At 47.4% G+C, this 14,046-nt stretch carries 7 protein-coding genes; 4 read left to right on the top strand and 3 right to left on the bottom strand.

Annotation, left to right across the window (positions count from 1 at the left end):
• The first annotated feature begins 121 nt into the window (after positions 1–121).
• From BLR32_RS12375 to BLR32_RS12360, 4 genes are all read left to right on the top strand, one after another.
• On the top strand, positions 122–2,305 hold the full coding sequence (locus tag BLR32_RS12375) for a PAS domain-containing sensor histidine kinase (protein WP_089832050.1): 2,184 nt from the start codon (positions 122–124) through the stop codon (positions 2,303–2,305).
• Between the two features lie 11 nt (positions 2,306–2,316).
• Positions 2,317–2,724, top strand: coding sequence for a response regulator (locus BLR32_RS12370; protein ID WP_089832048.1), 408 nt, complete (start codon positions 2,317–2,319; stop codon positions 2,722–2,724).
• A gap of 47 nt (positions 2,725–2,771) precedes the next feature.
• Positions 2,772–4,949, top strand: a complete 2,178-nt coding sequence (locus tag BLR32_RS12365) for a PAS domain-containing sensor histidine kinase (protein WP_089832046.1) — start codon at positions 2,772–2,774, stop codon at positions 4,947–4,949.
• Positions 4,950–5,028: 79 nt separating this feature from the next.
• Positions 5,029–6,279, top strand: coding sequence for a PQQ-dependent sugar dehydrogenase (locus tag BLR32_RS12360; RefSeq protein ID WP_089832044.1), 1,251 nt, complete (start codon positions 5,029–5,031; stop codon positions 6,277–6,279).
• Positions 6,280–6,531: 252 nt separating this feature from the next.
• On the opposite strand, the gene BLR32_RS12355 is transcribed toward BLR32_RS12360, so the two are convergent.
• The 3 genes from BLR32_RS12355 to BLR32_RS12345 are packed head-to-tail and all read right to left on the bottom strand — an operon-like array spanning position 6,532 to position 13,829.
• Positions 6,532–9,051 carry a family 16 glycosylhydrolase gene (locus BLR32_RS12355; RefSeq protein WP_089832042.1) on the bottom strand — a complete coding sequence of 840 codons (2,520 nt, stop codon included), beginning with the start codon at positions 9,049–9,051 and terminating at the stop codon, positions 6,532–6,534.
• A gap of 30 nt (positions 9,052–9,081) precedes the next feature.
• On the bottom strand, positions 9,082–10,545 hold the full coding sequence (locus BLR32_RS12350; RefSeq protein WP_218124180.1) for a RagB/SusD family nutrient uptake outer membrane protein: 1,464 nt from the start codon (positions 10,543–10,545) through the stop codon (positions 9,082–9,084).
• 11 nt (positions 10,546–10,556) lie between these two features.
• Positions 10,557–13,829, bottom strand: coding sequence for a TonB-dependent receptor (locus tag BLR32_RS12345; protein WP_176842251.1), 3,273 nt, complete (start codon positions 13,827–13,829; stop codon positions 10,557–10,559).
• Positions 13,830–14,046: the final 217 nt, after the last annotated feature.

Raw genomic sequence — 14,046 nt, 5'->3', positions numbered from 1 at the left:
ATAAAAGGTAATCATGGGTTTTCCGGCGTGGGATTTGCTCTGATATATAAAGATTTTCATGTTTGAATATAATCTACAGCGTGCATAGCATCATCCACTGTTAAGACATTTTATCGATACAATGAATAAGGAAGTAAAGCATCTGATCAGCAAATATTTCGATGAAGACCATCTCCCTCAGGCATATGTCGCATTATTTGATGAAATCAGTCAGTTACTTGAAGCAAGAACAACACCAACACACCCCTCAACCCCAATGGCAAATGCAGATCTGCAGGCAGTGTATCAAAGACTGCGGGATAGTCTGAACGTGTTCGGGAGCAGTCAGGATATGGATGAGCGTGGAGCAGATTTATCCTCTCTGATATTGTTGGCCAAACGGGTGAAAAAGGAATGTGCAAACAAGATCATCCGGCAGCAGAAGCAGCTCCGGGAGATGAAACATCTGAAAACAATACAGACGCTCGCGAGCGCCGGCAGCTGGGAATTGCCCGTAACAGACGATGAATTGTGTCAGCCGGGTTACTGGTCAGAAGAACTTTTTGCTGTATTAGGTGCAGAGCCGGGTACGCTGGCACCAACGGCCGGGGCTTTCAGGAAGAATTATGTGCATCCGGATGACCGTCAATACCTGAGCACAGCGGTAGACAAGGCCATTAAGGAAACAGGACGCTATGATATCGAATACCGGATATATCGTGGAGGAGACCCAAAACAGAAGCGTACCGTAAGGGAGATCGGTGAACTGGTCAGGGATGAGGCTACCGGAAGAGGCCTCCGCCTGATAGGTGTTACTTTCGATATCACCGACATCAGGAACACCGAGCGGGCATTGTTTAAAGCCAATGTGGAGATGAGAAAACTGTTTGATGTGATGGAGGACGTATTTTTCTCGGTGAGCATGGAACGGTATGAACAGGAGATATTGCAGATGTCGCCTTCCTGTGTACAACTATATGGCTATAGTGTAGAAGAGTTTTTCAAAGACCCCGACCTGTGGTTTACTGTTATCTATGACGATGATAAGGAAGCAGTACTGGAAAACAACAAACGCCTGAGCAGAGGCGAAAGCAGTCAGGTGGTATACAGGATCCGCCGTAAAAACGGTGAACTGCGCTGGGTGGAATCGAGAATTACGCCGACCTTGAGCCACGAGGGCAAGCTTGTGAGAATAGATGGGATTGTTACTGACATCACCAAAAGAAGAGAAGCTGAACTGGCATTGGCGAACAGCGAACTGAAATTCAGATCACTGCTGGAAAACTCAAATGATGCGATCACAGTAGCAAGTGAAGAACTCAAATTCTTATTTGTTACCCAGTCCCTGAGTCGCATGATCGGTTACACCGTAGATGAAATTATTGGTACTTCGGTATTTGATTTAATTCATCCGGACGACCATGCTACGGTAAACAGTCTTGTTCATGCCATGGAGAAAGACCCGGATGCACCGGTCCATTTCGAGTTAAGATTCCGCGTAAAGGATGGCGGCTGGATATGGTGTGAAGGATCGGTAGTTAATCATTTAAATGGAGATATTGTAAAAGGATATATCGGCAATTTCAGGGACGTTACCTATAAGATCAGGTACAGGAAGGCGCTGGAAGCCTCCAATAACAGGCTGAAGAAGACCAACAATGAACTGGACCGGTTTGTATATAGTGTATCGCACGACCTGAGAGCGCCGCTCGCATCCGTACTCGGGTTGCTCGAATATACCATGTCTGAAACGGAAGATGAGGACGTGTTACAGGACCTGGGAATGATGAAAGGCAGTATAGAGAAGCTGGACAGGTTTATCCTCGATATCCTGGATTATTCCAGGAATGCAAGGCTTGAGATAAAGGTAAATACAGTAGATTTTCAACATTTGCTGGCCGATATAAGAGACAATCTTAAATTCATGCATGCCGGTAAATCAGCGCTGCGGTTTGATGTGAATATACAGGAGAATGGTGCTTTCGGCTCTGATGAAAGAAGAATCTCCATATTGTTGAACAACCTGGTATCAAATGCAATGCGTTACGCCGATCCGGAAAAGCCGGATCCTTTTGTTGAAGTGACTATTGTATCCGGTGCCGGGGGCGCAGATATCACCGTCAGGGATAATGGCATCGGCATTCCGGCGGAATACCATGAGAAGATCTTCGATATGTTCTTCCGGGTATCCGAGAAATCAAACGGATCTGGTCTGGGATTATATCTTGTAAAAGAGACAATAGATAAACTGAAAGGCCGGATCAGCCTTCAGTCCGTACCTGGGGAAGGGACGACATTCAGCATATTTTTACCCAGCTTATTATAAATTCTACGCTTATGGATAGTAACAACTTTAATTTCGAGAAGGTAATGGTAGTAGACGATGCAGAGATAGATCGTTTTCTTGCAAAAAAAGTGCTCACTAAACATGCCTTTGCCAAAGAAGTACTGCCTCAGGATTCTGCAATGAATGCACTTAGTTATCTTTCCGAAAACCAGGAGAATAAAGAGGCGCTGCCCGACCTCATATTCCTCGACATCAATATGCCAAAGATGAACGGGTTCGACTTCCTGGAAGAGTATAAGAAGCTGCCGGAATCAGTAAAGAAGAAATGTATCATTGTAATGCTTTCATCGTCCCTGCTTCCTGAGGACAGGGAACTGGCCATGAACAATCCTTATGTCTGCCAGTTCCTTAATAAGCCGCTGACGGCTGACAAGCTGAAAGACGTTGCCAATCCCTGACAGGCATCCCCTTGATAATCTATTTCTACCCGGTACAACTACGTCATATGAATGTTACACTAGCACAATTATTAAATAAACACTTTGCCGGCAACGATGTTACCCTCCCTTCCAATCTGTTGCAGGAGCTGGACATGTTACTGAACGAGGCTGCAGTTGCCGGGCCGGAGACAAACAAAGACGGCCGGGAAGCAGGAACACCGGAAGAACTCTATCATATTTTATGGGAGACACTGAATTTGATCGGTACTGAAGCATCCCCCCTGATTGGGGATGATGAAACATCACATTCAATCGTCAATGCAGCAGATATGTTGAATGCCGGTTGCAGGAACATCGTTGCTGCTGAGCAGCAAACACTCAGGGAAACAGTACATCTGAAAACCATCCAGAGTGTGGCCAAAGCAGGTAGCTGGGATGTACCGGCAACCGGAGATCTGTCTGCTGTGCAAAATTACTGGTCTGATGAATTGTTCCATTTGCTGGGAATAGACCCGTCAATGACCAAAATAACCTACGAACAATATATTGCCCTGGTACATCCTGAAGACAGGGGATTTATGATGGAAGAGGTTAGCAGGGCCTATGCAGAGACAGGACGATATGATACAGAATACCGCATCATACGTGATGGAGACATAGAAAACCCACGGACAGTGCGGGAAATAGCTGAGGTGGTCAGGGACGAACTTACAGGGGAACCGGTAAGCCTGATAGGTGTCACGATTGATATTACAGAGATCAAACGCGCTGAGAGAGCTATTGTTGAGGCCAATACAGAATTGCGTACCCTGTTCAATACCATGAATGAGGTTTTCTTCTCCGTCAATGTTGAACAGGACAAAATGTTACAGATATCGCCGGCATGTATGCGCCTGTATGGTTACGATCCCGAAACATTCATAAAAGATCCTTATCTGTGGTTCACCTTAATTGTTGATGAAGACAAAAAAAAGGTACACGAAAGCAACCTGCGCCTGAGCCTGGGAGAAAACTGCCAGGTGGAGTACCGGATCCGTCACCGGAATGGACAGATAAAATGGTTGTTGACCCGCATGCGGCCAACATTAAATGTAGCAGGTAAACTGATCCGCATTGATGGTATCAGCTCTGATATCACGGAAAGAAAAGAAGCGGAACTGGCCCTGGCTAACAGTGAACTGAAACTGCGTACCCTGCTTGAAAACTCCAACGATGCGATCGTTATCATCAACGAAGACCTCGATTATACCTTTGCCACAGAATCTATCGGGCGTATCATAGGATATGCCACCGAAGAATTTGTAGGTACTTCCATGCTAAATTATATTCATGAAGAAGACAGAGGCTTTATAGCCCACTCACTGTTATCACTCAATACGAAGCCGGAAGAACCGCTGCCTTTTGAAGTACGTTTCCGTGCAAAGGATGGTCACTGGGTATGGTTGGAGGGGGTGGCTACCAACCACATAAAGGAAGCAGTAATAAGGGGCTATATTGTCAATTTCAGGGATGTTACTGACGAGATTGCGTACCGGAGGGAACTGGAAGATGCGAACGACAAACTAAAGAGAACAAATACAGAACTTGACAGGTTTGTTTATAGTGTTTCCCATGATCTCAGGGCGCCGCTCGCTTCTATATTAGGGCTGATCGAATTTACCGCGTCCGAGACGGACGATGAGGATATCAAACAGAACCTGTCTATGATGAAGGACAGTATCGGAAAGCTGGATATTTTCATCCTGGATATTCTCGATTATTCAAGGAATGCAAGGCTTGAAGTGAAAAGAACACCTATTAACTTTTCCGACTTGTTAACCGATATCAGGAACAGCCTGAAATTTATCAGTACCGGCAATTCCAATGTGGAGATCAGGATCAATATAGAAGAAGATGGTACCTTCTGTACAGACCGAAGCCGGATCATCATTATCCTCAACAACCTTGTATCCAATGCTGTGCGCTATTTTGATCCGGCCAAACCGGCCCCTTATGTGGAAGTGACTGTTGTTGCCCGCGCTGATGGCGCATTGATAGGTGTCAGGGATAATGGTATCGGTATTCACAAGGACTATCACCCCTATATTTTTAATATGTTTTACAGGGTATCCGAAAAGTCAAAGGGCTCCGGCTTAGGTCTTTATCTTGTGAAGGAAACGGTAGAGAAGCTGAACGGGGATATACAGTTTACTTCCACACCGGGAGTGGGTACAGAATTTAAGATATATCTCCCCAATCCCTGATTGCTGCCGTCAGTTCCCTCTGACAACCACCCAACATATCACTACCAGACAAATCAATTATTTAAATTAAATTGAAGGTATGAGAACATATATTCAGGCTATCTTCACCGGGGCTGCCTTAGCCCTCGCATCCTGTAGCACGCCATCTGGACACCCTAACGAGAACGGAACAGATTCCGCCGGGACTACGACTGACAGCTCTACTGCTCCGGTAGAGACGAAAGCACCTAATACGGATTATAAACCGGCATTCCCGGGACAAACACGTATTGCTGGTGTGAAGACTAAAACGCCCTATGAGGGCACCGTATTGACTGATAAACTGGAAAGTCCCTGGGGCATTACCAACCTGCCAGACGGAAGGCTCCTTATTACGGAGAAAAAAGGTGTTATGCGTATTGCCACTACCAGCGGACAACTGAGTGAACCTATTACCGGTCTTCCAAAGGTGAATCCCGACGGACAGGGAGGATTACTCGGTGTACGTGTAGATCCTGACTTTAGTAATAACAGGATCGTATACTGGGTATTTTCCGAACCACTTCCTGAAGGTAATTTAACCGCTGTAGCGAAAGGGAAATTATCCGCAGATGAAAAGAAAATAGAAGGTGCAACGGTTATTTACCGTGCTACTCCCGCATATAAAGGAACATTGCATTACGGAGGAAGGATTGTCTTTGACAAAGAAGGCAACCTGGTGATCAGCACAGGCGAACGTTCTGACCTGGAAACAAGGCCACAGGCGCAGCACCTGAACTCCGCGCTGGGAAAAGTACTGCGTATCACAAAAGACGGAAAACCAGCTGCCGGCAATCCATTTGAAGGACAGGCGGATAAACGTGCAGAGATCTATAGCTATGGCCATCGTAATGTACAGGGACTGGCATTTAATCCTGCCACCGGCGATCTGTGGGAAACGGAGTTCGGACCAAGGGGAGGAGATGAGTTGAACCGCATTCAGCCTGGTAAGAACTATGGCTGGCCGATTATCACTTATGGTATAGAGTATAAAGGCGATAAGGTAGGTGAGGGTATTCAGCAGAAGGAAGGGCTTGAGCAGCCAGTTTATTACTGGGATCCTGTGTTATCTCCCAGTGGGATTACGTTCTATTCCGGTAAAGGTATTCCTGAGTGGAAGAACAACCTGTTTATTGGTGGTTTGAGTAGTATTCATATAGCCAGGCTGGTGATAGAGAACAATAAAGTAGTGGGTGAGGAGAGGCTGCTGGAGAAGGAAGAGCAGCGGTTCCGGGATATTACAGAAGGTAATGATGGTGCTTTGTATGCTGTTACCGATAACGGCAGATTGTATAGTATTCATAAGAAGTAGTACGCCATTCGATTTATGGAATAGGGTGTGTCAATGTTGGCACACCCTATTTTTATTTAGGGCTTCTTCATTTTGGTAGTTTTTGCGCTAAGTAGCATTATTATTAATGCCCAATATCAAAAAATAACGATATTTAGATTTGTTAAGAAGAATCGCTCCAAAATGTCGAAAATTGTATTCGTCATAAAATGAAAGAAGGGCGCCGTTTTCGCGGGCGCCCTTCTTTCATTTTATAGTATTAACAGTCGAATATCAGAGTTTCAAGAACTTAAACGCCTGCTGCCTGTCAAACCGCAGGAAGTAAGTGCCCGCAGGCAGGAATCCCAGGTCGCGGGTGAGCTGTTTCTCACCGGGTCTTATACCCCACTGCCTGATCACATTGCCCTGTACATCCAGCAGCGTGAGTGTTTTATAATTCTTCCCTTGCAGATCTATCGTTAATTGCCCCGAAGTAGGATTGGGATAGACATGCAGTTTTTCATCCTTCAGAATTACCGCAGGCGCCGCATATGCTATACGCGCTGCTGCTGAACTATCCCGTACAATGTTCAGCCAGTTGAAGTTCCAGCCGGAAGCATTGGAATAGATACGGATCGTTTGATTGCCGGGACTGAATTTAATGGGTGCTGAAGAAACCGTGCTCCAGTTCTGCCAGCCACCGGTTACAGGCAGGTTAACTGTTTGCAGGGTGCTGTCATTGATCTGTATCTTCAGGCTGCAGGCAGTGCTTACCGCTACTCTGAAATCGATCCTGTAATCTGCGCTGTCGGGTGGTACGGCGATGTCATATTCAAACCAGGTACCCGCACCGATGAAGCTGACATCCAGACCGCCACCGGTATCGGACGCAGGTTCCGTACAGCAGGAGTTGGAGTTGTCGAAGCGCTCTGCTTCTATTTTTACCGGTATAGGTTTGTAGTTTGGTATACGGATATTAGCGTAAGTGCTGGTTGATTTTGTTACGCCGTTTACGGTTGCTGATACCGTGACAATACCTGATGTATCCAGTGAGGCCAATCCTCCGGAAGTAATACTGTTGCCATTACCGGTGATGTTCCAGGTAGGCGTAATAGCCATTGGTTGTCCGTTCTGGTCGTATGCTTTCGCGGTATACTGCTGTTGTTTGCCGGCTATAAATCTTATATCAGCAGGCGTGAGCATAATCGTATCCAGTATTGGCGTGCCTAGTCCTTTCTGGTATACACGCACATAATCTACTGTCATGCTGTCGGGGAAGTCAGCCGCTGTAATGGCGCCACCCATACCGCCACCAATAGCGACGTTGAGGATGATATGGAACTTCTGATCGAAAGGCCAGTCTTTCCAGTCAGTATGCGGATTGACGTAGGTATAGCACTTCACGCTGTCGTAGGTAAAGCGTATTGAGTCAGGTGTCCATTCCATTGCATATACATGGAATACCGTATCTACATCCATGATCTTCTTTGTAGCGGAAAGATGACTGCCATTTGTCCAGTTGTTGTTTTGTGTGTGTACGGTGGAGAGAACAGTACCGAAATTATTCCCTACATGTTCCATGATGTCCAGCTCTCCGCTTTTTGGCCATGCACCGTAAGCGCTGGTAGTAGGCATGAGCCAGATGGCGGGCCAGGAGCCGCGTGCACGGGGGAGCTTAGCCCGTACTTCTACTTTACCGTATTTGAAGTCCATTTTGTTCTGAGAGATGAGACGGGCGGATGACCAGGGCGCTGTACTGTCGCCGGTAGGATAATCCCTTCTACCGGTAATGACCAATTCTCCGTTGCGCACCTTTGCATTGTCGTAGGTGGTATCCGTATACACCTGTTGTTCCCCGTTGATCCATCCTTTAGGCCGGGGATCGACTGTCCATTTGGTGACATCAGGTTTGCCGGCTACATCAAATTCATCGTCATAGATCATGGTCCAGCCGGGATTACCGTCGAATGTAACTGTCCCTTTGGCCGGATAGGTAGCGGCATTGGCAACGGCCAGCTCCTGTCCTGATATGGTCAGCTTCAGCGTTCTGGTAGAATAATTATCAGGTGAGTTACCACTCAGCGTAATAGCGGCGGTGGAGTCAGTGAGACGTTGCACACTGCCGATGGATACACCGGTGGGGAGATTGGTAGATGTCCAGTTGGCGAGTGTCAGCGCAGGTTTAAAGGTGGTGCCGTTCACCTTTGCAGTGATCACTTTGTCGTCTTCCTGTCCCATAGGAATATTGGGACCTGAGATGGTGATGTTCGTCGGGTTAGGCGCCTGTACAAGGTCGAAATACAGGATACCATTCGCTTTTTTGCCATCAATGAAATGTACTTCCACACGGTTCAGGTCTGTTCTGTTTTTCACGCTCTGGAAGTTGAAGGTGGCTTCTTCCCAGTGATTGACCTGGCTCACTTTGTAGGTGAAATACACAGCCTTACCATAGTTGCTGCCGGGCTGCAGTTTGAACATGATCTCGTCTTTGGTGCTGGCATATACCAGCATTTTAAACACGCTGTTTGTGCTCAGATCAAAGGAGTCGGTAAGAGATACACCGGCGGTCATGTATTCAAAACAGCTGGTGTCCTTGATGAACTTAGCCACCAGGGGACTGGGATTGAGGGTGGAGGGGGCAGGGTTCGGCACGCCGAACTGCACCTTGCCGGTAGTGGTATTGCCGGCGTAATAGGTCCATCTTCCTGAACAGGGACCATTACCCTCCATGTCGTCGAGTAGCATAAATTGTGCACTGAGTTTATTGCATAGCAATAGCCCCAGCAACACGAGCAGTGTTGAGATGTTTTTCATAACGGAAATTTTAAGTGTGGGTTATATACGCTATAAATTCGGATTAATGATCGCGTCAGCACCCGGCACAGGCATCCAGTATTGCTGTTTGGTGATCGTTCCTGCAGGCGCCAGATCGCCAGGGTCTTTATCAGCGTTGGCAGCTTCGACTTGTTCCAGTCTTACCAGGTCAAACCAGCGGTTCCATTCGCCTGCAAATTCCCAGGCGCGTTCCTGTACTACTGCTGCGGCAAAATCGTTTCCTGGCAGTCCTTCGGGCAATGGAGAAAGGCCGGCTCTCTGTCGTACGGCATTCATCGCGGCATAGGCTTGTGCATCGGGGCTGCCGGTAGCACGTGCCTGTGCTTCTGCATAGATCAGTAACACATGGGCATAACGGATCATGATCACAGGGTTGTTGGACATATATACATTTTTAGCGCCTGACTGAATAGTAAACTTTTTGTAGTAAGGGTGCTTTGTAGTTGTTTCCTGCCAGGGGATGGTATCGCCGTTTACTACAAATTCCGTGGAGAAGGTCGCGTCTTTCCTGCTGCCTGCGGGGAAGTCACGGAAGAATTTCAATTCAGCAAAGAAATCGCTCCAGCCTCCTTCATTTTCAGGCATGGTAGACAAGCCATAAAATGAGTTGTAGGTAGACCATTGTCCGCGGGTGAATAAAGTGAATACATCTTCGGTAGTGCCGCCAGCAAAGATCTTTAGATAATCGCCCTGGAACAGATCAAAACCGTAAGCAGCTTTGTTGTCTATTACTTCTTTTGCTTTTGCTGCAGCCAGTGCATATTTCGACTGATCCTTCAAAGGCCAGCCGGCTTCTGTGAGGTATACGTCCGCCAGCAATGCCTTTACAGCGCCTTTATTGGGCCTTCCCGGGTCGCGTTTCTTATCTGGTACCATCTCTTCTGCGCGGGCCAGGTCTGCTTCAATGAGCTTGTAAACGTCAGCAGGAGCGCTTTTAGTGATGTTCAGCAGGTCAGATGAATATTGTTCGGTAGGAATAATGGGTACTTCTCCCCACAGCCTTGTGAGCCAGTAATAACACAAAGCCCGGAGGAAACTTGCTTCGCCCACAATGGCATTCACAGTAGCGGTAGTACCGTCCTGCACCTGCTGGTAGTTGTTGATGATATTGGTGGTGGATTGTATGGTCTTGTAACACCCCAGCCAGATAGGATTCATCCTGCTGTTGAGTGATGATACGTTGAAGCGGTCAAACTCCCTGAACTCTTCCTTGTTGGAGCCGGGATGTGTGGTCAGATCATCAGCACCCATCGTCATAGCGATTTGCGACACTGTAGTAAAGCCGCTGTTCCAGGGCACCATCAGGCTACCATAAGCGCCTGTAAGGGCTGATTCCAGCCCCGCTACGCTGCTCAATGCCTGTGCACCACCTACCAGTCCGCGGGGATCTTCTGTCAGCTGTTTGCTGCATCCTGCTGTCAGCAGCAGGCAAATGACCATGTATATTTTTTTCATGTGGAATCTTCTTTTCATAAAATAATTCTTTAAAAGCTCAGTGTAACCCCACCGGTGATGGTCTTTGCATTAGGATAGGAGCCGAAATCGATGCCCTGTCTGATATCGCCGGCAGAGGAGTTGGCCTCGGGGTCTATCCCGCTATAACTGGTAATGGTGAAAAGATTGGTAGCGCTCAGGAACAGCTTTACAGCTACCAGGTTCTTTAGTTGTTGTTTTTTGATATCATAAGACAGGCTGACGTTCTTTAGTCGCACGAAGTCGGCTTTTTCCAGGAAGCGGGTGCTTTGTGTAAAGTTCCTGTTGGTGCTGCTGAAACCGGGAATGTCTGAGGTCTCATTCACACCGGGAATATAGCGATTCTTAATATCCACGGAAGTAGCTTCACGGGCATCACCACCGTAATACATGGCCGCAGCCTTGTTGTAGTTCAGTTTGTCAAATCCGAAGAGTCCCTGCCAGAGGAGGTTCAAGGTAAATGACCTGTAAGTGATAGTATTGTTCCAGCCGGCGGATATACGCGGAATACCTGTACCGATCACACTATAATCGTTGGCGTCTATCACGCCATTGTTATCCTTGTCAAGATATCGTGCATCGCCCGGCACCGCACCAAATTCCTGTGCTTTATTATCGCCGGGTTTCCATGTGCCCAGGTAGGTGAGTCCCCAGATAGCGCCCAGTGGCTGTCCTGGCATGATCACGAATTCTGACTGTGGAGACATGCCACCACCGATCTTTCTATCGGTCGGATCAAAGATCAGTTTTTTGCCTGCGCCGAGTGTTTGTATCCTGTTTTTGATAAAGGATGCATTCAGGCTGGTGTTCCAGGTGATGGGACCTTTGTTGATGACAGCGCCTTCTATTGAAAATTCGAAGCCTTTATTCTGTACCGCGCCTACATTTCTTGTAATGGTATTGCCGCCAAGATACATGGGCAGGTTTTCATTCAGTAACAGGTCGCGGGTGTCTTTCACAAAATAATCCGCAGAAAAATTGATCCTGTCGTTCAGGAAACCTGCATCTATACCTATGTCCTTTTGTTCTGTAGTTTCCCATTTCAAATCGGGATTGCCGATGTTACCCATTACTATTCCATTGAGGAAAGTGGAATTGGTAAACGATGCGATCATCCTGGAATAAGAAGAAAAGGTGCTATAAGCGTTCACACTCTGACTACCGGTAGAGCCCCAGCTGCCACGCAATTTCAGGTTGCTGATGAAACGTGCCTGCTGCATGAAAGGTTCATTAGTAGTGACCCAGCCGACAGAGACAGACGGAAAATAACTGTACTTGTTATTACCCAGGAATTTAGATGCGCCGTCTCTTCTCAGTGCCGCAGAGAGCAGGTATTTATCTTTATAGCCATAATTCACACGACCTACTAATGAAAATAGTGCTGACCTGGAATATCCGGAAGCAGGGCTGCCTGGCGTACCTAAAGCGAGATTGTTCCAGAGGAATGATTCATAAGTCAGGTTGGATGCGCCTGCAGATAGATAGTTGTAGGTGGTTTGCTGATACTCTGATACGGCCGTGATATCCAGGTTATGTGTATTATTGAATACCCGGTGATAGTTCAGCGTATTGGTACTTTGTAATCTGATCTCTTTGTTGGAACGGAGACTGCTGGTAGCGCTGCCGGAGTTGGTGGCTTTACCACCAAAACTCTTATTCTCATACTCGAGGTAGTTGACACCGTATTGCGTATTGAAGGTCAGTCCGCGGAGCACGTCAAATTTGAAACCGCCTATTGCATTGGCCAGCATCCTGTCTGTTACCGCCAGCCTATCTACAGTCAGCGCAACCGGGTTATAGAAAACAGAACCTACAGGATCTGTAATCGTAAAACTACCATCGGCTTTCCTGACAGGCACGGTAGGAGACCAGGTGATAGCCTGTGCCAGCGGGCTGCTGGGGCCATCGGCCGGAATGTCTACATTCTGCGCTTCGCTGTAGGAACCTGTAATATTGAGAAATGCAGTGACTTTGGATGACAGTGTTGAACTGATATTAGATCTTAAGGTATAGCGTTTATAAAACGAGTTGTTGATCACACCATCCTGGTCGAGATAGTTGCCGGAAATAAAATAGCTTGTCTTGTCGCTACCACCTGCAAGGCTTAACAGGTATTCCTGTGCGGGCGCCCTGCGGAATATTTCATCCTGCCAGTCGGTCCCTCCTTTTGCACGGAAGTCGCTGATCTGTTGTGCCGTGAATGGCTGGGCAGTGCCTACTGCAAGTGCATGGGCATTGGCGGTTTCTGCAAAGTCGGCTGCATTCAGCAGGTCCATTTTTTTGATGACGCTGGCAGTGGAAAGGCGTGAAGTGAAGTTCACTTTCAGTCCGCCTTTATTCCCTTTTTTAGTAGTGATGATAATGACGCCGTTCGCACCTCTGCTACCGAAGATGGCAGTCGCAGAAGCATCTTTCAATACCTGTACCGATTCAATATCATCAGGATTGATGGCAAAGAATTCTGCGCCTACAAAGCCGTCTACTACATACAGCGGACCATTGTCGCCGTTGATAGAGTTGCCTCCCCTGATACGTATCCTCACCGCGCCTCCGGGAGAGCCAGCCGCATTGGTCACCTGCACGCCTGCTGCTCTGCCCTGCAATACCTGGTCTAAGCGGTTCACCGGCTGGTCCTGGAATGCAGCTGCTGATACGGTGGTGATGGAATGCGTTAGTGTAGCTCTTCTCTGTTCGCCGTAACCTACTACTACGAGTTCGTTTATACTCGCAGATGAGGTAGTCAGGGTAACGGGCAGTGATGTTTTTCCCTGTACGGGTATTTCCATTTTGTTGTAACCCAGTGAAGAGATGACCAGTACTGCATTATCATTCGGGACACCGATGCTGAACTCTCCCCGTTCATTGGTGATCACGCCTTTGGAAGTGCCTTTCACCTGGATGGTAGCGCCGGGTAGTTGTTCTCCTTTTTCATTGGTAACAGTCCCCTTTACTTCCTTGTCGGGAGCGGCAGGCGTAGGTGCGGACTGTACCGCTTTCCTCTTTACAATGATCGTTTTGTCGGAGATAGTGTAGGAGAGTGGCTGATTTTTGAAAGATGCATCCAGCGCCTGTTGCAGGGATACATTTTTTACATCAATGGAGACTTCGCGTCCCTGGAATAACTGCTCGTCCGTATACAGGAAAGTGTATCCCGTCTGTTTTCGTATCTCGTCGAAAACCTTGTTCAATGAAGCATTCCGCAGCGACAGGCTGACTGTTTGTGCATTCGCCCAGGCGGGTATCTGCAATAATATCATCATGACACAAAGCAGCTTTAGTTTCATAGCCGGTAATAGTTTTACTGGTAATCGTGGAATTGTTTGGCTCCGGGCAAAGCACAGTACATTGCTTTCGGAGAAAGGCATCAATTGCATACTTTTGTATGGTTTGGGTAAGTAAGAATAATTGCTGTAAACAATTGTACTGAGAACCCAGGCATAACCGGAGGTGGGCCAGACGCTTCCGGTTCCTTGTTCTGAATACATAAGGTAAAGGGATATC

This window comes from Chitinophaga filiformis (assembly GCF_900102545.1).
Lineage (GTDB): Bacteria > Bacteroidota > Bacteroidia > Chitinophagales > Chitinophagaceae > Chitinophaga > Chitinophaga filiformis.
The sequence above is the reverse complement of the archived record's forward strand: the minus strand, read 5'-3'. Positions and strand labels throughout refer to the sequence as shown.

Excerpts from the sequence above, each read along its gene's own strand:
- BLR32_RS12375 (WP_089832050.1), top strand. The coding sequence starts at position 122 with ATGAATAAGGAAGTAAAGCATCTGATCAGCAAATATTTCGATGAAGAC.
- BLR32_RS12365 (WP_089832046.1), top strand. The coding sequence starts at position 2,772 with ATGAATGTTACACTAGCACAATTATTAAATAAACACTTTGCCGGCAAC.
- BLR32_RS12360 (WP_089832044.1), top strand. The coding sequence starts at position 5,029 with ATGAGAACATATATTCAGGCTATCTTCACCGGGGCTGCCTTAGCCCTC.
- BLR32_RS12350 (WP_218124180.1), bottom strand. The coding sequence starts at position 10,545 with ATGAAAAGAAGATTCCACATGAAAAAAATATACATGGTCATTTGCCTG.
- BLR32_RS12355 (WP_089832042.1), bottom strand. The coding sequence starts at position 9,051 with ATGAAAAACATCTCAACACTGCTCGTGTTGCTGGGGCTATTGCTATGC.
- BLR32_RS12370 (WP_089832048.1), top strand. The coding sequence starts at position 2,317 with ATGGATAGTAACAACTTTAATTTCGAGAAGGTAATGGTAGTAGACGAT.
- BLR32_RS12345 (WP_176842251.1), bottom strand. The coding sequence starts at position 13,829 with ATGAAACTAAAGCTGCTTTGTGTCATGATGATATTATTGCAGATACCC.